This is a genomic window from Marinospirillum insulare DSM 21763, from assembly GCF_000686905.1.
Taxonomy (GTDB): Bacteria; Pseudomonadota; Gammaproteobacteria; order Pseudomonadales; family Halomonadaceae; genus Marinospirillum; species Marinospirillum insulare.
This window is the reverse complement of record NZ_JMLW01000004.1, coordinates 22,527-42,722: the sequence shown is the minus strand read 5'-3', so window position 1 is coordinate 42,722 and position 20,196 is coordinate 22,527. Positions and strand designations below refer to the sequence as shown.

General features: G+C 41.6%; 19 protein-coding genes and 1 tRNA gene. 16 read left to right on the top strand and 4 right to left on the bottom strand.

Annotation, left to right across the window (positions count from 1 at the left end):
* The first annotated feature begins 7 nt into the window (after positions 1-7).
* On the top strand, positions 8-2,491 hold the full coding sequence (locus tag BP27_RS16625; protein ID WP_051610133.1) for a bifunctional diguanylate cyclase/phosphodiesterase: 2,484 nt from the start codon (positions 8-10) through the stop codon (positions 2,489-2,491).
* A 13-nt stretch (positions 2,492-2,504) separates the two neighbouring features.
* On the opposite strand, the gene BP27_RS0101715 is transcribed toward BP27_RS16625, so the two are convergent.
* Positions 2,505-3,719 (bottom strand): YbfB/YjiJ family MFS transporter, encoded by a 1,215-nt coding sequence (locus BP27_RS0101715; protein ID WP_027850069.1) that lies wholly within the window; start codon positions 3,717-3,719, stop codon positions 2,505-2,507.
* 113 nt (positions 3,720-3,832) lie between these two features.
* Here BP27_RS0101715 and rarD point away from each other — a divergent pair, with 113 nt between their 5' ends.
* From rarD to BP27_RS0101700, 3 genes are read left to right on the top strand one after another with little or no spacing between them, the layout of a single operon-like run.
* Positions 3,833-4,735 (top strand): EamA family transporter RarD, encoded by a 903-nt coding sequence (rarD, locus tag BP27_RS0101710; RefSeq protein ID WP_027850068.1) that lies wholly within the window; start codon positions 3,833-3,835, stop codon positions 4,733-4,735.
* Between the two features lie 50 nt (positions 4,736-4,785).
* Positions 4,786-5,745 carry an ABC transporter ATP-binding protein gene (locus tag BP27_RS0101705; RefSeq protein ID WP_027850067.1) on the top strand — a complete coding sequence of 320 codons (960 nt, stop codon included), beginning with the start codon at positions 4,786-4,788 and terminating at the stop codon, positions 5,743-5,745.
* Positions 5,745-6,521, top strand: a complete 777-nt coding sequence (locus BP27_RS0101700) for an ABC transporter permease (RefSeq protein WP_027850066.1) — start codon at positions 5,745-5,747, stop codon at positions 6,519-6,521. Before BP27_RS0101705 ends, BP27_RS0101700 begins: the two co-directional genes overlap by 1 nt.
* An 18-nt stretch (positions 6,522-6,539) precedes the next feature.
* Here the strand turns inward: BP27_RS0101700 and BP27_RS0101695 are convergent, their stop codons facing one another.
* Positions 6,540-7,145 (bottom strand): hypothetical protein, encoded by a 606-nt coding sequence (locus tag BP27_RS0101695; RefSeq protein ID WP_027850065.1) that lies wholly within the window; start codon positions 7,143-7,145, stop codon positions 6,540-6,542.
* A gap of 112 nt (positions 7,146-7,257) precedes the next feature.
* Here BP27_RS0101695 and BP27_RS0101690 point away from each other — a divergent pair, with 112 nt between their 5' ends.
* The 7 genes from BP27_RS0101690 (at position 7,258) to fghA (ending at position 11,205) form a co-directional block, all read left to right on the top strand.
* Positions 7,258-7,815 (top strand): nitroreductase family protein, encoded by a 558-nt coding sequence (locus BP27_RS0101690; protein WP_027850064.1) that lies wholly within the window; start codon positions 7,258-7,260, stop codon positions 7,813-7,815.
* The gene (locus BP27_RS0101685) at positions 7,816-8,268 is read left to right on the top strand and encodes a YiiD C-terminal domain-containing protein (RefSeq protein ID WP_027850063.1); all 453 of its coding nucleotides are present in this window, start codon (positions 7,816-7,818) and stop codon (positions 8,266-8,268) included. It begins immediately after the preceding gene.
* 74 nt (positions 8,269-8,342) lie between these two features.
* Positions 8,343-8,430, top strand: a tRNA-Ser gene (locus BP27_RS0101680).
* Between the two features lie 184 nt (positions 8,431-8,614).
* Positions 8,615-8,926: a BrnT family toxin gene (locus tag BP27_RS0101675; protein WP_027850062.1), complete on the top strand. Its 312-nt coding sequence runs from the start codon at positions 8,615-8,617 to the stop codon at positions 8,924-8,926.
* Positions 8,901-9,173 (top strand): BrnA antitoxin family protein, encoded by a 273-nt coding sequence (locus tag BP27_RS0101670; protein ID WP_027850061.1) that lies wholly within the window; start codon positions 8,901-8,903, stop codon positions 9,171-9,173. Before BP27_RS0101675 ends, BP27_RS0101670 begins: the two co-directional genes overlap by 26 nt.
* A gap of 37 nt (positions 9,174-9,210) precedes the next feature.
* On the top strand, positions 9,211-10,335 hold the full coding sequence (locus BP27_RS0101665; protein WP_027850060.1) for an S-(hydroxymethyl)glutathione dehydrogenase/class III alcohol dehydrogenase: 1,125 nt from the start codon (positions 9,211-9,213) through the stop codon (positions 10,333-10,335).
* Positions 10,336-10,362: 27 nt separating this feature from the next.
* Positions 10,363-11,205 carry an S-formylglutathione hydrolase gene (gene fghA, locus BP27_RS0101660; RefSeq protein ID WP_027850059.1) on the top strand — a complete coding sequence of 281 codons (843 nt, stop codon included), beginning with the start codon at positions 10,363-10,365 and terminating at the stop codon, positions 11,203-11,205.
* An 82-nt stretch (positions 11,206-11,287) separates the two neighbouring features.
* Here fghA and BP27_RS0101655 read toward each other — a convergent pair whose 3' ends face one another.
* Positions 11,288-13,228: a methyl-accepting chemotaxis protein gene (locus BP27_RS0101655; protein WP_027850058.1), complete on the bottom strand. Its 1,941-nt coding sequence runs from the start codon at positions 13,226-13,228 to the stop codon at positions 11,288-11,290.
* A gap of 150 nt (positions 13,229-13,378) precedes the next feature.
* Positions 13,379-14,302, bottom strand: coding sequence for a phenylacetic acid degradation operon negative regulatory protein PaaX (paaX, locus tag BP27_RS0101650; protein ID WP_027850057.1), 924 nt, complete (start codon positions 14,300-14,302; stop codon positions 13,379-13,381).
* A 398-nt stretch (positions 14,303-14,700) separates the two neighbouring features.
* On the opposite strand from paaX, the gene BP27_RS0101645 reads away from it, so the two are divergent.
* The 5 genes from BP27_RS0101645 (at position 14,701) to BP27_RS17560 (ending at position 19,956) form a co-directional block, all read left to right on the top strand.
* On the top strand, positions 14,701-15,855 hold the full coding sequence (locus tag BP27_RS0101645) for an ABC transporter substrate-binding protein (protein ID WP_027850056.1): 1,155 nt from the start codon (positions 14,701-14,703) through the stop codon (positions 15,853-15,855).
* Between the two features lie 81 nt (positions 15,856-15,936).
* Positions 15,937-16,812, top strand: a complete 876-nt coding sequence (locus tag BP27_RS0101640; protein ID WP_027850055.1) for a branched-chain amino acid ABC transporter permease — start codon at positions 15,937-15,939, stop codon at positions 16,810-16,812.
* A complete protein-coding gene (locus BP27_RS0101635; protein ID WP_027850054.1) occupies positions 16,812-17,819 on the top strand; it encodes a branched-chain amino acid ABC transporter permease in 1,008 nt (335 codons plus the stop codon). Before BP27_RS0101640 ends, BP27_RS0101635 begins: the two co-directional genes overlap by 1 nt.
* Positions 17,816-18,574 carry an ABC transporter ATP-binding protein gene (locus BP27_RS0101630; protein ID WP_027850053.1) on the top strand — a complete coding sequence of 253 codons (759 nt, stop codon included), beginning with the start codon at positions 17,816-17,818 and terminating at the stop codon, positions 18,572-18,574. Before BP27_RS0101635 ends, BP27_RS0101630 begins: the two co-directional genes overlap by 4 nt.
* 17 nt (positions 18,575-18,591) lie before the next feature.
* Positions 18,592-19,956 carry an ATP-binding cassette domain-containing protein gene (locus BP27_RS17560; RefSeq protein WP_150112007.1) on the top strand — a complete coding sequence of 455 codons (1,365 nt, stop codon included), beginning with the start codon at positions 18,592-18,594 and terminating at the stop codon, positions 19,954-19,956.
* The last annotated feature ends 240 nt before the right edge of the window (positions 19,957-20,196 follow it).

Genomic DNA, 20,196 nt, shown 5'->3' with positions numbered 1-20,196 from the left:
TTAAGGCATGATACGCAAACTGTTATTTGGTTGGCATCAAGTAGCAATTCTATTTTCTACACTTTTAGCTTTAAGTGTACTAGCAAGCTTTAACTTTTTGCTTTATCACACCCTAGTTGAGCTGCTCAGAGTGGTTGTGCTGGGTGGTGTTTTTGTCTTGGGATGGCATACCCGACGCTGGAGTAATAATAGCGCTTTGCTGGTTCTTTCTATCGCCGCAGGTTTTATAGGCGTATTAGAGCTATTGCATACTTTAACCTACAAAGGCATGGGGTTAATGGCGCTAGATGATCCTAATATTCCCACTCAGTTATGGTTAGCTTTTCGTTACTTAGAAGCCTTGGCGGTTTTAGTTGCTGTCTTGTCTTTAGGTAAAAAAGTACATATACCTAGCAACTTCTTAGGGTTTGGACTACTAGCTACTCTTTTCTGTGTGACCATTTTTAATGGGCAGTTTCCTGATGCTTTTATAGAAGGTAAAGGACTTACACCTTTTAAAATTTACAGTGAGTGGGTGATGATTCTGGCCTTTTTAGCCAGTGCCTTCTTATTATTAAACGCTAAAAACCATTTGGAAAAAGACGTTCGTTGGCTGTTAGCGGCTGCCATGCTGTGTAACGCCCTGAGCAGCTTTGCATTTACTCAGTATATAGGCGTTTTCGACTTTGCAAATCAGCTAGGCCATCACCTTTTGTTAGTTTCTACCTACTTAATTTACCGGGCTATTTTGGTTACTGGCTTATTAACACCCTATGAATTGCTTTTTAGTGATTTAAAAAAGAATGAACAACGCTTAGAAAGCTTAGTAGCTGAAAGTAGCGCCAGTTTAAGAGCCACTCAAGCCTTAAATACTGCTTTTATTGACAATATACCTTCCAGTGTTTCTGTAAAAGATACTTTGAATCGTTACACCCTTGTTAACCCTGCTTTTGAAAAATTAGTTGGTAAAAGTAAAGAGCAAATTTTAAATAAAACCTTTCATGAGGTTTTACCCATTCAGTTAGCACAAAGGGTTGCTTTAAGTTTAGAGCAAGTGAGGGGGCAAGTAGAGGCTTGTGTCACAGAAGATGTAGTAGTGTTTGACGATAAAAAAATAGCTTTTGAAACCATTCATTTTCCAGTCATCGACTCTAATGGGTGCTTGTTAGGTAGTGGGACTATTGCTACGGATGTTACAGAAAGAAAAGCAAGTCGTGCTTACATAGAAAACCTAGCCCATTTTGATCAATTAACAGGGCTAATGAATAAAGTTTACTTTGTTAAGCAAGCTGAAGAGCAGATGCAGCGTTGCAAAGGTACAGCTTGTCAGTGTGCACTTATTTACATCGACTTAGATCACTTTAAAGATGTGAATGACTCTTTAGGGCATGATGTTGGCGACAAGTTTCTTTGTGTGCTGGCTAAAAAGCTACAGCTTTTGGTAGCTAATCAAGGCTTGGTTAGTCGGTACAGTGGCGATGAGTTTTTAGTCTTGCTAACTAACCTACCTAATAAAGCTTTTATAATTGATTTTGTTGAAAACTTACAAAGCCACCTGTCTCATCCAGTGAATGTCGACTCTTATGATTTAGCTACTAACTCTTCCGTTGGTATAGCTAGCTACCCTGCAGATGGGCAAGATTTTACAACCCTATTTCGCAATGCTAGCACCGCCATGTATGCGGTTAAATCAGATGGTCGTAATAACTATCAGTTTTTTGAAAAAAACATGCAGGAAGAAGCACAAGAGCGCATTAGCTTATTAAGTAAATTACGAGTAGCTCTAGAAAACCAAGAACTAAGCCTGAACTATCAACCACAATATGACTCAACAGGCACTCAAATAATTGGTGCAGAAGCATTACTGCGTTGGGAGCATCCAGAGTTAGGTTTTGTTTCCCCCGCCCGCTTTATTCCATTAGCCGAAGATAGCGGTTTAATTGTTCCTATAGGTGAATGGGTACTCAATCAAGCTTGCCAACAAGCAATAAAAATACAGCAAACCGGTATTCCACCTTTTGTTATGTCGGTTAATTTATCTGCCGTGCAATTTCGTAAAGGTGACTTGGTAGAAACGGTTAAAAAAGCACTCGCTACCAGCGGATTAGAGCCGCAGTACTTAGGGTTGGAATTAACAGAAAGCCTGTTATTGAAAGATCAGAAGCGCTTATTACAAATGCTTAGTCAACTAAAAGAGCTAGGTGTACAACTGTCTATCGATGATTTTGGAACGGGTTATTCTAACCTCTCTTACCTAAAACGCTTCGCTGTAGATAAGTTAAAAATAGATCAGTCTTTTGTGCGTGATATGGAAAATGATACAGATGACTACGCTTTAGTTACAACTGTTATTCAACTAGCCCATAGTTTGGGTTTGGAAGTGACGGCTGAAGGAGTTGAAACTCAACAGCAGATGCAAATGTTGGCTGAATTAAAATGCGATGAGTTTCAAGGCTACTATTTTGCTAAACCTATGCCTGCAGATGAGTTTGTTCTTTATCTACAGGCATAAGCTTGCCTGTTAATTAGCTATTAGTTGTATTACTTAGCTTAGCCGAAGCATCTAACTGCTGAGCAGTTTCATCGGTGAATTTAAGCCAAAGCACTAGGATTATACCTACTACAACAAAGCTACCAGCTATCCATAAACCTAAGTCATAATTACCCAGTTTAGCCGCTAACATGCCTGTTAAAGCAGGCGCTATAACCTGTGCCGACCCATAAGAAATAGTCATTTTACCCATGAGTTTGGCTGGTTTGGTTGGGTAAAGTCGGCCTGCCATGGTTAGCACTAGGCTGACAGAACCAATAAAAGTACCACCAAACAACATGGCGCTTAAGAAAACAACAGGCAAGCTTGGGTAAATAACGGGTAAGAGAATACCGCCTACCTGCAATATTAAGGTGAGTAGTAGGGCATTTAGATAACCAGTGTGCCTAGCGACAATATCCCAAACCATAACAGCGGGTGCTGCGGCTAAGCCTACTAATACAAACGACATAGCACCCATACCAGCAAGTTCAGGCTGACGTTCTACAAAAGCCACAATGAAGGTTGCGGTAATAACATAGCCATAACCAGCACAAAAATAAGCCGCCATCATTAGCCACATAAAACGGCTGGTGGGTGGGTTGTCGGTTAGCGTAGAACCATTTGAGGTGGTGTTACCTACTTCAGGTCTGGGTAGCCAAAGCCAGGCAGGAATAGCTAGCGCAAACCCTAAGAGTGATAACCACAACCATTGCTCTGCCCAACCCTGACTTAAATAAATCATTAGCTCTACAGATAGGGCTGCAATGGCAATACCTAAGCCTATGCCCGCAAAATGAATACCTAGTTCGCCACGGTGATCGTGGCGTATTAACCAGTTAAGAATTAATCCAGAAGCAATTAACATAGAGCCAGCACTAGCTAGGCCAGATAAATAACGTAACAGCATCCATAGCGTTAGGTTTTCTGTGAAAGCCATGGCAGCAGTAGTGGTGACTGCCAAAATTAAACCCAAACGGTAAAGCGTATCTTTGAGTTTTAAGTCACTTATAGAAGCAGCAATAAGCGCACCACTAATATACCCAAGGTAATTAACCGCTGCTAACCAACCGCCAGCGGCATCGCCCATCCAAGTTTGCTCTTGCATAATGGGTAACAAAGGGGTGTAAGCAAAGCGCGCTACACCGACACATAATATTTGACTAAAAATACCTGCCAAAAGAACCTTAATACGTTGGGAGGTGAGCATGTTATTATCCTTTTTGTTAGACTGCTGCGTCTACACTCTAAAGTAGCCTTATCAAAAGGCAAGAAGCATAAATGACTTATTAGTTTTAATTTACCCACTAAGCGAGATTCGCCATGCAAGGCTTAGGTTTAGCACTGGCAGCCTATATGATTTGGGGCTGTTTCCCATTGTTTTTTAGTCTACTTAGTTCGGTAACTGCCAGTGAAGTTTTAGTTCACCGAGTTATCTGGTCTTTAGTTGCTACCTTATTTATTAGCCTAGTTTTTAAGCGAGGCAGGGGTTTGCTAGCCTTGTTCAAACAGCCTGTTGCTTTAAGTTGGTTAGCCCTATCTTCTATTCTTATTGCGACTAACTGGCTTATATTTATTTGGGCAGTGGGTCAGCAAAGAGTAATGGAAGCCAGTTTAGGCTATTTTTTAACGCCTTTGGTCAGCTTGGTTTTGGGACGTATTTTTTTAAAAGAAAAACTTCACTTTTGGCAAGCCGCTGCAGGTTGGTTAGCAGGAATAGCCGTTGCTTGGGAGCTGATTAGTTTAGGAAGCTTGCCTTGGATCCCACTGTCTTTAGCCTTAACCTTTGGCTTTTATGGCTTGGTTCGTAAACAACACCCAGTGGATGCTTTACACGGATTAACCGCAGAAACGCTTTGGATGCTTCCCTTAGCTTTTATTTGGCTGGGCTGGGCTTATCTAAGTTCAACTTCTGTAGGCTACGGTAGCTCTTGGCAAATTAGTTTGCTGTTAATGGCTTCAGGTTTAATGACTGCTGCACCCTTGTTGTTATTTGCTGCAGCAGCACAACGCTTGGACTTGTCTGTAGTCGGCTTTATCATGTACATCAACCCAACCATGCAGTTTATTTCTGCTGTGGTTATTCTTAAAGAAGATTACCCACCCGAGCGCCTAATTACTTTTGCGCTTATTTGGGCCGCTATGTTGCTATTTATGTGGGGTTTGTGGCAGGCAAGGCGACTATTAAAGCAGCAGCGTTTAGCTGAACAGCAAGCCACTGATTAAACTTTATTTTAAATAAGACACCCTCTGCGTTCGGAGAAAATGAATTTAGTATGAAAGCACTTTCGATACACAATTTACAAAAAACCTATGGCAATGGTTTTCAAGCCCTAAAAGGCATCAGCCTAGATGTAAAAGAAGGCGATTTTTTTGCTTTGCTAGGTCCTAATGGTGCAGGTAAATCAACCACTTTAGGCATAGTATGCTCACTAGTTCGCAAAACTGGCGGTAAGGTGAGTATTTTTGGCGTAGATATTGATGATGACTTTGCTAAGGCCAAGCAACTGATAGGCGTGGTACCGCAGGAATTTAATTTTGGTGTGTTTGAAAAAGTAGAAGACATAGTTTTAACTTCTGCGGGTTATCAAGGATTAACCTTAAAAGAAGCCCGTCCTCGTGCTGAACAGCTATTGCGTGATTTAGGTTTGTGGGACAAGCGTCATGCTCAGGCACGCATGTTGTCGGGTGGTATGAAGCGCCGCTTAATGATAGCCAGAGCGTTAGTACATCGCCCTAAACTGCTTATTTTAGATGAGCCAACAGCAGGTGTAGATATTGAGCTGCGCCGCTCTATGTGGAGCTTTATGCAAGAAATTAATCGCCAAGGTACCACGATTATTTTAACCACGCATTATTTAGAAGAAGCTGAAAGCCTGTGTCGAAATATTGCCATTATCGACAAGGGTGAAATTATTAAAAATACCAGTATGAAAGCTTTACTGGCTGAATTAACCAGTGAAACCTTTGTGTTAGATTTAGCTCAACCTTTAATAGATGCACCTAAAGTAGAGGGTTTTAGAACCCATTTAGAAGATGCAACTACCCTAGAGGTTGAAATAAAAAAAGGCCAAAACATTAGCCAGCTGTTTGCTCTTTTGTTTGAACAAAAAATTGAAGTGCTTAGCTTACGCAATAAAGCTAACCGGTTGGAAGAACTGTTTGTTTCACTGGTTGATAAAACAGCAGCAAGTGGCTTTAAAGCTGATGAAATTACTACTGAAGTGAGTGTCTGATGAATTCTGTTCGTATTTACTGGGTTGCTTTTAGCACCATTCTAATTAAAGAAGTACGTCGTTTTACGCGTATTTGGGCGCAAACACTCTTGCCACCAGCTATTACTATGGCGCTGTATTTTGTTATTTTTGGCAACCTAATTGGTAGCCGAATTGGTGAAATGGGTGGCTTTAACTATATGCAATTTATTATGCCTGGTTTAATAATGATGTCGGTTATTACCAATAGTTACTCTAATGTGACTTCATCATTTTTTAGCAGCAAGTTTCAAAAATCTATTGAAGAGATGTTAGTGGCACCTGTACCTAGCTGGGTTATTTTAACGGGCTTTGTACTAGGTGGTGTAGCTCGTGGCCTATTAGTGGGTTTAATTGTCACTATCATGGCACTGTTTTTTACTGACCTAACCGTTCATAACTTATTTTTGACTATAACGGTGGTTTTTTTAACAGCTGTGCTTTTTGCTACGGGTGGTTTTATTAATGCTTTGTTTGCACGTAGCTTTGATGACGTTACGATTATTCCAACCTTTATTTTAACGCCTCTAACCTATTTAGGTGGGGTGTTTTATTCGATTCAGCTATTGCCAGAATTTTGGCAGGGTTTGTCTTTGTTTAACCCAGTGCTTTATATGGTGAATACTTTCCGTTTTGGTATTTTAGGTGTCTCAGATATTAACGCTTGGGCAGCTTTAGCAGCCATTTGTGTTTTTATTGTTTTATTGTTTGGTTTGGCTTTATGGCTTCTTGAAAGAGGGCGTGGTTTACGTCAGTAACTCTTTTGGCTGGTGTATTTAGTCATCTAGCTTACTGAGCTCAGACTCAAATTCATCCATATCAAAATCACCCATATTATCTAAAGCTACCTGAACACTGTCTTCGGGTAGCTCATATTCTTCTTCAGTTAAGTCGGAATCAGCATCTGTAGCTGTATCGCTAGTTTCTAGATTCTCAAAGTCATCCATCTCAAATTCTTCAAGGGCTTCTTCTCTACCTAATGTAGAGTCGATTTCTTGTTGAGTTATAATGTCTTCATTTTCAATTGATGCTGGGTTAATAGAGGGTTCTGCTTTTGATGAATCTAATTGAATACCTAAAATTTCACCAAGGCTATGCAATAATTCTTGCTGCTCTAGTGAGAGAGCCTTAGATGCAGGCACTTCAGAGATAATCAGTTGTGACTTCTGAAATATACGATTCATAAGTAGCTCGACTTGGTCTTGATCAAAGCTAGGTGCCTCAGCTTCATTTTCTGCAGCAAAAAAAGGTCGGCTAGGTGACTTAAGGCTATCTATTTCTTTAATAAGGCGTCGCTTTTGCAGTTTTTGAAAAAAAATAATTGCCAGCATCACTAACCCAAGTTGGGCTAATAACATAACTGCCAAGGGAGATAACGCCATGGTAAGCTGTCCTCAAAGTACTGATGTTAGTGGATATTCTATAAAGATTAAGCTTCTATAGAGTGACTAGCAACTATCTAGCTATTAATTTTTGCAACTCAGAGGTTATTTTATGCAAGTTACTGAATTTCTGATAGGAAGAAACTCACATCCAAGACTAATAGAGCCTGCACCAGAAGGACAGGTAATGGAACGAATTTACCAAGCCGCTCTAAGAGCCCCAGATCATGCAGGATTAACTCCTTGGCGATTAATTGAGTTTCGGAATGAAGGATTAGGCCAGCTAGGAGAGCTATTTGCTCAAGCCAAGCTTTGTGAAGACCCGGGTGCCAGTATTGAAGATTTAACCCGCTTACGCAATATGACCTATCGGGCCCCCTTAGTGATAGCTGTAATTGCTAAAATACAAGAGCATCCAAAAGTGCCTGCTAGTGAACAGCTTTTATCTGCTGGCTGTGTGGCTCATGGGCTTTTGTTAGCCGCAGAAGCTGAAGGTTTTGCGGCTATGTGGCGTTCAGGTTCACTTTGTTTTGACCCTAAGGTTAAGCAGTCACTCAAACTCAATGATGCTGATGAGCTGCTAGGATTTATTTATATGGGAAGTCCTGTTGGTCGCCGTAAAGCTTTACCAGAACGTAAAACCTCAGATTTTGTAGAAAAGTGGACATAAATGAAGCCAGTTAATGCAGCATTTTTACCCTGGCTGAATGAAGCCATACCCTTAACAAAGCATTTGGGTATTAAGTCTATCTATTGGCAGAAGCAGCGTTTAGCTTTCGATCTAGAGCTTGCACCGCTAGTGAATGACAAGGGTACGGGTTTTGGTGGTGGTGTGGCAGGTATTGCCACCCTACTAGGCTGGTGCTTTGTTACTCTGCTCTTAGATGAAACAAACCAGCTTTGCCCTGTGGTAGTTAAAGATTCTAACAATGCTTTTACTGCGCCTATTACAGAAGATTTTATAATGCGCTGTGAAGCAGTAGACCCCAGCTATAAAGAAGGTTTCTTACAGCAGTTGAATGAAAAAGGGCGCGCTAGATTGAAGCTAAAGGTTTGGGTGGAGCAAGCAGGTGAGGTAGCTTTTAGCTATGAAGGTACTTACGTTGCGCTAGGCAAGCACTGAAGCTTGCAATAAGTCTTATCTATCAGTATTATACGCGGCTCTTGTTAAGGGGTAGCTCCCTATAAAAAGTTTGCGGAGAAGTGGCCGAGTGGTCGAAGGCGTTCGCCTGGAAAGCGGATATACGGCAACGTATCGAGGGTTCGAATCCCTCCTTCTCCGCCAAAAAATTCTTTAAGCCCCTGATTTATCAGGGGCTTTTTTTTGCTTGTCGTTTTGGTGTGCACTTAAGTAGTAAACTTTATACACACTATAAAACTGGTTGGTAACCTTTTTAGAAACAATTTGCGCTCTAATAAAAATACCCCCATAAGTTTAACGCGTTTGTATATGATGGTAATATACACTCATGATTGATTTTACACAGATTATTGGCTTTGACTGGGATAAGGGTAATTCCCGAAAAAGTGCTGAAAAACACAAAGTTAGCCAGTCAGAGGCAGAAGAAATATTTTTTAATGAGCCACTTCTTGTGTTGCAAGATTCTAAACACAGTAATGAAGAAGCTCGATTTCATGCGCTTGGTAAAACTGATAACACTAGACTACTGCATATTACTTTCACTCTACGAAATACTGAAACTTTGATACGGATAATTTCTGCTCGTGATATGCACCATAAAGAGAGGGCTACTTATGAACAAGTTAAAAGAGATGCCTGAGTTTAAAACCGAAACTGAAGAACGAAAGTTTTGGGAAAGTCACGACTCCTCAGATTATATGGACTGGAATAAAGCTAAGCTGGCTTCTTTACCAAAATTGAAGCCTTCAACTAAGACAATTTCACTCAGATTACCAGAAACACTACTCGAAAGAATTAAAATTGAAGCTAATAAAAGGGATATACCTTATCAGTCACTTATTAAGGCTTGGCTTGCTAATGATGTTAAGCAAAACAGTAAAATTTGATGAATTTATTACAAACTAAAATTTCCTGGAGAAAGCTATGACTCAACCCATAATTAAGTCCCGTGCTGCTATTGCTTGGGGCCCTGGCCAACCGCTGTCGATTGAAGAAGTGGATGTTATGCCGCCACAAGCGGGTGAAGTGCTAGTAAAAATTATTGCCACGGGTGTTTGCCATACCGATGCGTTTACCCTTTCAGGTGAAGATCCTGAAGGTGTGTTTCCTGCTATTTTAGGTCATGAAGGTGGTGGTATTGTTGAAGCGATAGGCGAAGGTGTAACCAGTGTTGCCGTGGGCGACCATGTGATTCCGCTTTATACGCCTGAGTGTGGTGAGTGTAAATTTTGTTTATCGGGCAAAACTAACTTGTGCCAAAAAATTCGTGAAACCCAAGGTAAGGGTTTAATGCCCGATGGCACGACACGCTTCTATAAAGATGGTCAGCCTATTTATCACTATATGGGTTGTTCAACTTTTTCTGAATACACCGTCTTGCCAGAAATTTCGTTAGCCAAGGTGAATAAAGCAGCGCCTTTAGAAGAGGTGTGTCTGTTAGGTTGTGGCGTAACTACTGGCATGGGCGCGGTGTTAAATACCGCCAAGGTTGAAGAGGGTTCTACTGTAGCTATCTTTGGTATTGGCGGTATTGGCTTGTCAGCGATTATTGGTGCGGTAATGGCTAAAGCTAGCCGTATTATAGCTGTAGATATTAATGAGTCTAAATTTGAGCTGGCTAAAAAGCTGGGTGCGACTGATTGCATTAACCCTAAAGATTACGACAAGCCCATTCAAGAAGTCATTGTTGATTTAACCGATGGCGGTGTGGACTATTCTTTTGAGTGCATAGGTAATGTTGATGTCATGCGTTCCGCGCTTGAGTGCTGCCATAAGGGTTGGGGCGAGTCGGTCATTATTGGTGTGGCTGGCGCTGGGCAAGAAATTTCTACGCGTCCGTTTCAACTAGTCACTGGTCGAGTTTGGCGTGGTTCAGCTTTTGGTGGTGTTAAAGGCCGTTCTGAATTGCCAGGCATTGTTGAAGATTACCTAGCAGGTAAATTCGCTTTGAATGACTTTATTAGCTACACCCTGCCGCTAGAAAAAATTAACGAAGCCTTTGATTTAATGCACGAAGGTAAGTCAATTCGTAGTGTTATTCATTTTTAAGATGCGTCTATTTGCGAGGTTTATTTAATGGATCGTTTAAAAAATACTAGCCAAAACCGTAGTTTTGGCGGTTGGCATAAACAATATACCCATGCTTCTAAGGTGTTGGGTTGTGATATGCGTTTTGCTATTTATTTGCCACCTCAAGCAGCAACTCAGTCGGTGCCTGTGTTTTATTGGCTGTCTGGCTTAACCTGTACCGATGAAAATTTTATGCAAAAAGCAGGTGCGCATCGCATGGCGGCTGAATTGGGTATTGCGCTTGTTGCGCCCGATACCAGCCCTCGTGGTGAAGGTGTCGCCAACGATGATGCCTATGATTTAGGGCAGGGTGCAGGCTTTTATTTGAATGCCACTCAAGCACCTTGGGCCAAGCATTACCAAATGGAAGACTATATTTTAAAGGAATTGCCTGATTTAATTGAGTCTGCTTTTCCAGTAACGGACAAACGTGCCATTAGTGGGCATTCTATGGGTGGGCATGGTGCATTAACCTTGGCACTGAAGAACCCAGAACGCTTTACTTCGGTGTCGGCATTTAGCCCAATCGTTAATCCTATCAACGTGCCTTGGGGTGAAAAAGCTTTCACCGCTTATTTAGGTGATAACCGTGAAACTTGGAAGGCTTACGATAGCTGTGAGTTAATTGCTAAGGCTAAAGTGCATCTCCCCATGTTAATTGACCAAGGTGAAGGTGATAACTTTTTAGCTGAGCAGTTAAAGCCAGAAAGCTTAGTGGCTGCGGCTAAAGAAGCGGGTTACCCGTTAGAGCTGCGAATGCAAGAAGGCTATGACCATAGCTATTATTTTATTGCCAGCTTTATAGATGAGCACTTAAAGTTTCATCAGCCTTTTTTGATGGCTGACTAGCCTTTTAAACTGGTTTTAAGAAAAGCCCCAAAGGCATAGCTTTTGGGGCTTTGTTGCTTGATAACCAAGAAGAAAGCTTTTGTTAAGTCTTAAAGCGTTTTAGCTGTTGCTCTAATCTAGTCAGCAGGCTTTCTAGTCCTTGGCTATTGTTTTCAAGCTCTGTTACTGCACCTGTTGTTTCTTGGTAAAGGTTATTCATTGCAGTGGCATTGTTACTAAGCTGGTCTGCTGTGGCACGTTGCTGATTAGCCGCTGCTGCGGTTTCTACGTTAGCAGAGTGAATGCCTTCAACAGCGGTATTGATTTGTTGCAAAGATTGGTCAGCCTGTTTTAATTGCTGGCTCACTTCATCTGCTTGTTTAAGGCTAGTGTGCATTTGTTTTACGGCTTCATCTGCTGCTACACGGTTGCTATCTAATAATTGGCTAATTTCAATCGTAGCTTCACGTGAGCGGGCAGCAAGTGAGCGTACTTCATCAGCAACAACTGCAAACCCTCGACCAGCATCACCTGCCCTGGCAGCTTCTATTGCTGCATTTAAGGCAAGCAAGTTGGTTTGCTCTGCTATGGCATTAATGACCTCTAAAATACTGTCTATCTTGGCACTATGTTCAGCAAGTTCATTCACCTTATTTCCAGAGTTTTGTAGGCTGGTAGATAAAGCGGTGTTATTTTTTTCTAAACTTTGAATTAACTCATTGCCCTGAGCAGCAAGTTGGCTAGCATTAAGAGAAGCATCTTGGCTGGTTTCGGCATTGGCTGCTATACCATGAATGGCTTGATGAAGTTCTTCCACACTGGTTAGCATTTCACTCAAGCGTTGCTGGCCTTGTTGAACTTGCCCTTCTAAATTAGAAGCTACTCGCTTGCCCAAGCTTGAACTTGAAGAAACCTCATCGGTTGCACTAATAACCTGCTGCAATAACAATCTAACTTGTTCTAGCATGCGGTCAAAAGCACGAGCTGCTTGAGCGGTTTCATCTTCCCCAACTAAAGCCATTTTGCGAGTTAGGTTTAAATCATCGGCTACCTTTTCCATAGTGTGCGTTAGCCGCAGCATGGGCAGGCTAATTTGTCGGTAAATAAACCAGGTAATCAAAGCGCCCGTTAAAACCAGTAATAGATTAGACAGCCCAATCATTAAAAGACGTTGCCAAGCTGAGTCTAGTTGGTTAGCAACCTGGGTATTTAACTGCTGAAGTAGTTGGTCTTGTTGCTCAATAGGATTATTTAATAACTTGTTAGTGAGCTGCATCCACTCTTGGGTGGAAGTGCTTAATCCAAAGTTACCATCCAAATAAATTTGTTCAGCAGTGGCTCTTACTCGTGTGAGCTGCTGGTAGTCATCACTTTGTTGCCAAGCTTTTAAACCTAAATTTGATGAGCCAGGCAGGTTGTTATTGAAGTTAGCAAAAAACACACTTTGTTCACTCAGTAGGCGTACAAAGCGAGGATAAGCCCCCGTAGGAAAATAACTAGCGGTAAAGGCTTGCGCCATAATAAGCTGTTCTTCATGTAAACGGCTGACTGCTAGCATTAAGGCATGATGCGCAGAATGGGAACGAGTAGTCAGGCCGTTGGAATAGCCAGCTAACTGATTAGAGTAAAGCTCTAAGCGCAAACCCAAGGTGGCTAGAGCAGAGCTTGAGTTGAGCAAGCCTGCTAGGTCTATTTTATTTTGACTGGCTTGTTTGGCCAGTAAATCTAAACCATTTAAATAGGGGTGAAGATCTTGGGGCAAGCTTTTAGTTAAGCTGATTAGTTTGCTTAAACTCGCTTGAAGCTGTTGATCTGAGCTTGAACCGTCTAGCATCAAAGAGCTTCTTAGTTTTTGATATTCACTTGCCGTTATATTCAGTTGCATACGTGCATCTACCAACTGCTGCTGAAATTGCAGGTCGGTATAAAGCTGTAAATCGTTACGGGTACTTAAGCCAGCGTAAACCAACATGCCGACTAGTGGTGGAACGACCATTAATAGGAGCTTTATTCGTACAGATAAGTTACGAACTAGCGTGAGCATAGCGACTTTCCTCTGATAGTTATTTTTGAGAGCCAGGAGGAATGTCATATTTTCGAAGTAGAATACTAGACTAAAGTCAAAAAAAAGCCAGCAACAAGTGATAGCTTTTTGTGTTCTTTGTGATTTTTTCTGTATCGCTTCTTGTCAGTCTTATTTTAAACCACCAAAGCGTAGAAAAAAGTTGGCATTAGGTGCGGGTAATGGACCAGAAGCATTTTCTAGGTTTTCATCTAGCCAAGTTTCAGCACATTGATAAATAACGCGGTAAAGGTTACGACAGAGTTGTCTAGCACTTCGACCTTCCCAATCACCAGGTAAAAGCTCATCAGGAAGTTGAGGGTCGCGCAAAAGCACTTTGCGATACTCGTGCACAAGAAGGGTACGAACTATAAAGCATTCTTCAGGGGTTAGGGTGTTTTCAATACTTAGCTCTTGCCAAAGTGGGCGGAACTGATTAATGAACTTTGCATAGCTGCTAGCCAGGTGTTCTAAGTTCCAACTTTCTTTAACTTGTAACCTAAGTGCGCGAGAAGTGAGTAGTTCTTGAGGTTCACTTTGCATAACAATGGTGTCATCTAAAGTATCGCGCTCTTGAAGTAGGGGTAAAATTTCGGTGCGCTCTAAGCGTGGGTGTGCCATAACATTAGGGGCTAGGCAACCAAACCCCATCCATTCAAGCTCTTCTTTTATGATACGTCGTTTGTTGTTTTCAAGTTGCGATAAGAAAACTAGACACCAACGGCCTACCCACTGCTCACTATTCGTGTTGTAAACCTGTTTAAAAGCTTGTTCAAAGCGCCTTAACCCTGGGCCGGTAAGACTGTAATAGCTGCGGCGGCCCACTTTTTCTGCTTGCACCCAAGACTCTTTGGTTAAGCGAAATATTGAAGTGCGAACTAGGCGCTCACTAATGCCCATAGGTTCTAGCAGCTTCATTAAACTACCTAACCAAACAGTGCCGCCGCGAGGAACAATAGCATCACCGTAGAGAGTAATAATTAATGAACCAGCACGTAAGGGGCGCTTTTGCTGAAAATTATGGACTAATAAGTCCAGTTGGTTTTTTGCAGTCATACACTCAAAAATTCTATACAAAGGGAAAAAGAGGGTTGGCCTATTATGCCGCGCTTTAACAAGAGGTAAACCTTTATATATCAAGCCTTAAGCTATTTTCATGACATATGTTAGGTTTTGTGGGCTGATTTTTAGCGGCAAAACTGGTTGACATGCAGGTCGTGATACAATAGTTTTTGATATAGCTCATCAAATGTGTCACTTTTTTTGATTCATTTGATGGCTAAATGAGCCGGGAGTGGTTCTGATTCTAAATATTAGCTGGCTAGGTACCTAAGTCAGTTACTTTTAGTGTTAGAGCTAAGTGATACATGTTTAAAAAATAATTGCTGTAAGCTGTATTTGGAAACAAAAATAAATGAGGGTAGTCACTACCCCAAGCTTGGAGAATAAAAATAATGAGTAAGAAAATCTTACGTCGTGCGGGCTTTCTAGCCGCAACCTTGGCAGCAAGTATCTTTACTGGTGCTCAAGCTGCTGAGCCAATTAAAATTGGATCCTTCCTATCTGTAACTGGCCCTGCTTCTTTCTTAGGTGACCCTGAACTAAAAACCCTAGAATTGTACGTAGAACGTATTAATGCTGTGGGTGGTGTTATTGGTCGTCCTTTAGAATTAGTTCACTACGATGATGCTGGTGATGCATCGGCTGCGCGTAACTTTGCTAGTCGCCTAGTTCGTTCAGACCGTGTTGATATCATTGTTGGTGGTAGTACTACAGGTGCAACCATGGCTGCTGTGCCTTTAATTGAGCAGGCGCGTATGCCTTTTATCTCTTTAGCGGGTGCTGTAGTAATTACTGACCCAGTTAAAAAGTGGGTATTTAAAACGCCTCAGTCTGACCGTGCAGCAGCAGAACGTGTCTTACAAGACATGAAAAGCCATGGTATTACTAAGATTGGCTTAATTTCAGGAACGGGTGGTTTTGGCCGTTCGGGTCGTGAGCAAACCCTAGCCCTGGTTGGTAAAATGGGTATGGAAATTGTAGCTGATGTAACCTACAGCCCTTCTGATACCGATATGACTGCCCAGTTAACGCGTATTCGTAACACTCCAGGTGTAGAAGCAGTATTTAACTTTGGTTTTGGTCAATCGCCTGCCATTGTTACACGTAACTATGCTCAGTTAGGTATAGATCTACCTTTCTACCAGTCGCATGGTGTAGCTTCTGACCGTTTCCTAGATTTACTAGGTGATGCGGGTGAAGGTTTGCGTTTACCTGCTTCTCCTTTGTTAGTACCTGATTCACTACCTAATAGTGACCCTCAAAAAGCTGTAGTAACCTCTTATAAGAAGCTTTATGAAGAGCGTTGGAATATGCAGGTTTCTACTTTTGGTGGTTACGCACATGATGGCCTAATGCTAGCAGTTGAAGCCATTGAAAAAGCAGGTAGTACTGACCGTGAAGCAGTGCGCAAAGCACTTGAAAGCATTCAGGGTTATGTAGGTGTAACAGGTGTATTCAACATGTCTTCTACAGACCACAACGGTCTTAGCGCTGATTCCTTCCGTATTTTGGAAGTTAAAAATGGCAAGTGGAAGCTGATCAACTGATTCAACTCTAAACCAGCCCGTTTACAGTCCCTTAATAATTTCAGCTTAAGGGGCTGTACGGTGTCGTGCGAGATTTAAAACATGTTTGCAGAATTTATTCAGTACCTTTTTACTGGTATCACCATTGGTGCGACCTACGCACTAATCGCTTTGGGTTTTACCCTTATTTACAACTCTAGTCATGTAATTAACTTTGCCCAAGGCGAGTTCTTAATGATTGGTGGAATGGCTACTGTTTCATTTGTTGGAATGGGATTACCTATGCCTGTTTCCATAGTTCTAGCAGTGTTGCTCGCAGGGGTTATCGGTATTTGTTTACAGCGTTTTGCTATAGCACCCGCTAAAAAAGCAGATGTTGTTACCTTAATTATTATTACCATAGGTGCATCTATTTTTATTCGTGGTGTAGCCCAGCTAGTTTGGGGCAAGCAATACCACGTGATGAAAAACTTTTCGACCGATAAACCTATTCATGCTTTTGGTGCAGTACTAAATAGCCAAAGTTTTTGGGTGGTTGGCATAGGTGCTATTCTTGTTGTTGCTTTGGTCTTGTTCTTTAGCCGAACCATGACAGGTAAAGCCATTCTAGCTACCTCAATGAATAAGGATGCAGCACGTTTGGTTGGTATACGTACACAAATGGTGCTAATGCTGGCCTTTATGCTATCGGCACTTTTAGGTTCGATAGCTGGAATTATTGTTGCCCCTATTACTTTTACCTCTTACGACATAGGCATCATGCTAGGTCTTAAAGGTTTTGTTGCTGCAGCCTTAGGTGGCTTAGGTAGCGGTGTAGGCGCAATTGTTGGTGGTTTATTGCTAGGAATAGTTGAAGCCATGACAGCAGGTTATATTTCTTCTGACTACAAAGATGCGGTTGCTTTCTCAATGATACTTCTAGTGTTGTTCTTTATGCCTCGTGGTCTGTTTGGTAGCCGTGTAGTGGAGCGTGTTTAATGTTAAAAAACTTTTTACAAATGCGCTTAAAAGGCTTAGTGGTTTTGGCTGTAATAGTGCTCTTATTACCATTATTTTTTAACAACCCCTTTCACTATGACTTAGCAACGCAAATTGCCATTTTTGCAGCTACCGTTGTTGGGTTGAATTTGCTGGTAGGTTTTGCAGGACAAATAAGCTTAGGCCATGCTGGTTTTTTTGGTGTGGGTGCTTATTTCAGTGCTGTTATGACAGGCACTTATGGTTGGACGCCCCTGCCAACAATGCTAGTTGCAGCAGTCGTTGTTGCTTTGCTTGCTTGGTTAGTTGGTCGACCAATTTTAAAATTAAAAGGCCATTATTTATCCATGGCTACTTTGGCAATGGGTTTTATTATTGCCATTATTATTAACAACGAAGGCTGGTTGACGGGTGGCCCAGATGGAATGTCCGTTGCACCTTTTAGTATTTTTGGTTGGGAGCTTAGCTCATTTAATCAGTACTCTCTTTTTGGTATTGAGTTTGGTGGTGATGTTGCTTGGTACTTCTTTGCTGGTTTTCTACTGCTTGTTGCAGTTTGGATAGCAGAAAATATTATTGACTCACCTATAGGGCGTGCTCTGCGTTCAGTGCATGGTTCAGAAATAGCGGCGCGTGTAGTGGGTGTTGATACGTCCTACTATAAAAGTCTCGTCTTTGTTGTTTCTGCTGTTTATGCCAGCTTAATGGGCAGTATTTATGCCCACTTCTCAGGGTTTATTACCCCTCACCTTGCTAGTTTTGAACAATCCATAGTGCTTATTACCATGGTGGTTTTAGGTGGCATGGCTTCAACTTTTGGGGTGATTTTAGGTGCAGTGGTTTTGAAATTACTGCCTCAAGTTTTAGCTGATTTTCAAGAACTTGAAATGATGATGTTTGGTTTAATTCTAATGCTGACAATGATTTTTATGCCCAAAGGTTTGTTTCCAACCCTGCAAAATAAGTTAGCAGAAAGAAAGCGTAAGAAATCGGAGGAACAAGCATGACAGCTCTGATTGAGGTAACTGGGTTAAGCAAAACCTTTGGTGGCGTTCATGCAGTTGAAGCCTTAAGTTTTAGTGTTGATGCTGGGCAAATTTATTCAGTTATTGGCCCAAACGGCGCAGGTAAAACCACTCTGTTTAACTTAATAACGGGTATTTACACACCCACCCAAGGCGAAATTAAGCTTAACGGTGAAATGGTAGTAGGTTTAGAACCTAACCAGCTTGCTGAACGTGGTATGTGCCGTACTTTCCAGCAAATGCAAATTTGTATGAATATGACAGCCTTAGAAAACGTCATGTTAGGTCGTCACTTACAGCTTAAAAGCAGTTTTCTAACCACCATGCTACGCCTACCTTCTTTACTAAAAGATGAAGAAGATTGCCGTGACCATGCGGTAGAACTTATGAAGTTTGTAGGCTGTGGTGAATACCTAGAAACCGATGCCTCAGCTATGTCTTATGGTGCATTAAAGCGTTTAGAAATAGCGCGGGCTTTAGCTTCAAACCCCAAGGTGGTTTTGCTAGATGAGCCCGCAGCAGGCTTAAACGGCACAGAAACGGCAGCTTTAGAAGAGCTAATTAAAAAAATTGCTGCTCAAGGTATTACAGTTGTGTTAGTTGAACATGATATGAAGCTAGTAATGGGAATTTCAGACCGACTATTAGTGCTCAATTATGGCCGTAAACTGGCCGAAGGCACACCAGAAGAAATTCGTAATAACCCAGATGTCATTGCTGCCTATTTAGGTGGCTAAGCGTGGAGGCAAATAACATGACGCAAGAGCAAAATCAGGTTGCGCCTACTCGCTTACGTGGTGAGCAAGTCATTCGCACTATTGTTCGTGAACACCAAGGTTTATGGCGTATTATTGATTTAATGGACCTGCTAGAGCAGGACATGAATATCAATGCAGCCCTACCCGATGAACTGCTGTTTGGAGCTATTTTTGACTATATCCAACACTTTTCTAACCGAGTACACAGCCAGCCAACCGAAATACGCTTGTACCAACTATTAAAAGAAAAGTCTGCAGAATCGATACCTTTGCTAGAAAAACTAGAGAAAGGTTATGTGATAGGGCATGAAAAGCTTCAAGAGTTACGTCAACTATTAAAAGACTGCATGATTCATTGGCCAGATGGTCGAGAAGCCTTTGGTCATGGTTTAAGTCGCTTTAGTGCAGCTTTGCGTAAGCACATAAAGAAAGAAGAAGGTGTGGTTATTCCTAGAGCAAGAGACCTACTAACCGATGAAGATTGGGATAGTATTTTATCGGCTCGAGACCAACAGGACGACCCGCTCTTTGGTGATAGGGTTAGGGAAGAATTTCGTGACCTTCGCCACAAAATTATAAGTTTAACACCCGAGCGTTTAGGTGGTTTAGGTTTAGCGCATACAGGACGAGTCACGGCTCATCATGAAGGGCAGGAAATGCTCTCCATTAAAAACCTAGTGACTTCTTATGGGCAAATTGAAGTTTTGCATGACGTTGATATCAGCATTAATGCAGGAGAAATTGTCTCTTTAGTGGGCGCTAATGGTGCTGGTAAGTCTACTTTATTAATGACTATTTCTGGGCTACAGCCAATGGACAAAGGCCAGATGCAGTTTAATGGAGAAGACCTAGCCAAAGTAGCTGCAGATAAACGCGTAGGTAAAGGCATTGTTCAAGTGCCAGAAGGTCGCCAGGTTTTTAAAGATATGACGGTTTATGACAACCTTTTGCTAGGTGCTTATACACGGGGTAAAAGCACTGAAATTCAAGACGATATAGAAAGGGTGTACAGCAAATTCCCTATTTTAAGGCAAAAACGCTATAACCTAGCAGGTGAGCTTTCAGGTGGGCAGCAGCAAATGCTAGCCATGGGCCGTGCACTTATGGCTAGACCACGCCTACTACTGTTAGATGAACCTAGCATGGGGCTAGCACCCTTAATCATTGAAGAAATCTTTGAAATCGTGCGAGAGCTTAAAGATGAAGGCATGACCATCTTTTTAGTGGAACAAAATGCATCCCAAGCCTTAGCACTAGCAGACAGAGGCTATGTGTTAGAAACTGGGCAGGTAGTATTACAAGGCACGGGTAAAGAACTGCTTAGTAATGAGAAGGTGCGCGAGGCCTATTTAGGAATGTAAACTTTATTTGTTAGTAGAAGCTCTCTAAAAAAACATCAGATTAAAAACCTGGTGTTTTTTTTGTACCAAAAAAACGTGGTTTTATATCACCAATTTATGTGATTACTAAATAAAAAAACTTAAAATTCAGTTGGTTAACTCCATTGTATAAGGCCTGTAAATAAGGTAAATAAGTATGCTTACTATTGACACCTTCTAGTCGAAAGGTCTAATGTAAGGCATTACAATGTATTTTTGAGA

Excerpts from the sequence above, each read along its gene's own strand:
- BP27_RS16625 (WP_051610133.1), top strand. The coding sequence starts at position 8 with ATGATACGCAAACTGTTATTTGGTTGGCATCAAGTAGCAATTCTATTT.
- BP27_RS0101715 (WP_027850069.1), bottom strand. The coding sequence starts at position 3,719 with ATGCTCACCTCCCAACGTATTAAGGTTCTTTTGGCAGGTATTTTTAGT.
- rarD (WP_027850068.1), top strand. The coding sequence starts at position 3,833 with ATGCAAGGCTTAGGTTTAGCACTGGCAGCCTATATGATTTGGGGCTGT.
- BP27_RS0101705 (WP_027850067.1), top strand. The coding sequence starts at position 4,786 with ATGAAAGCACTTTCGATACACAATTTACAAAAAACCTATGGCAATGGT.
- BP27_RS0101700 (WP_027850066.1), top strand. The coding sequence starts at position 5,745 with ATGAATTCTGTTCGTATTTACTGGGTTGCTTTTAGCACCATTCTAATT.
- BP27_RS0101695 (WP_027850065.1), bottom strand. The coding sequence starts at position 7,145 with ATGGCGTTATCTCCCTTGGCAGTTATGTTATTAGCCCAACTTGGGTTA.
- BP27_RS0101690 (WP_027850064.1), top strand. The coding sequence starts at position 7,258 with ATGCAAGTTACTGAATTTCTGATAGGAAGAAACTCACATCCAAGACTA.
- BP27_RS0101685 (WP_027850063.1), top strand. The coding sequence starts at position 7,816 with ATGAAGCCAGTTAATGCAGCATTTTTACCCTGGCTGAATGAAGCCATA.
- BP27_RS0101675 (WP_027850062.1), top strand. The coding sequence starts at position 8,615 with ATGATTGATTTTACACAGATTATTGGCTTTGACTGGGATAAGGGTAAT.
- BP27_RS0101670 (WP_027850061.1), top strand. The coding sequence starts at position 8,901 with ATGAACAAGTTAAAAGAGATGCCTGAGTTTAAAACCGAAACTGAAGAA.
- BP27_RS0101665 (WP_027850060.1), top strand. The coding sequence starts at position 9,211 with ATGACTCAACCCATAATTAAGTCCCGTGCTGCTATTGCTTGGGGCCCT.
- fghA (WP_027850059.1), top strand. The coding sequence starts at position 10,363 with ATGGATCGTTTAAAAAATACTAGCCAAAACCGTAGTTTTGGCGGTTGG.
- BP27_RS0101655 (WP_027850058.1), bottom strand. The coding sequence starts at position 13,228 with ATGCTCACGCTAGTTCGTAACTTATCTGTACGAATAAAGCTCCTATTA.
- paaX (WP_027850057.1), bottom strand. The coding sequence starts at position 14,302 with ATGACTGCAAAAAACCAACTGGACTTATTAGTCCATAATTTTCAGCAA.
- BP27_RS0101645 (WP_027850056.1), top strand. The coding sequence starts at position 14,701 with ATGAGTAAGAAAATCTTACGTCGTGCGGGCTTTCTAGCCGCAACCTTG.
- BP27_RS0101640 (WP_027850055.1), top strand. The coding sequence starts at position 15,937 with ATGTTTGCAGAATTTATTCAGTACCTTTTTACTGGTATCACCATTGGT.
- BP27_RS0101635 (WP_027850054.1), top strand. The coding sequence starts at position 16,812 with ATGTTAAAAAACTTTTTACAAATGCGCTTAAAAGGCTTAGTGGTTTTG.
- BP27_RS0101630 (WP_027850053.1), top strand. The coding sequence starts at position 17,816 with ATGACAGCTCTGATTGAGGTAACTGGGTTAAGCAAAACCTTTGGTGGC.
- BP27_RS17560 (WP_150112007.1), top strand. The coding sequence starts at position 18,592 with ATGACGCAAGAGCAAAATCAGGTTGCGCCTACTCGCTTACGTGGTGAG.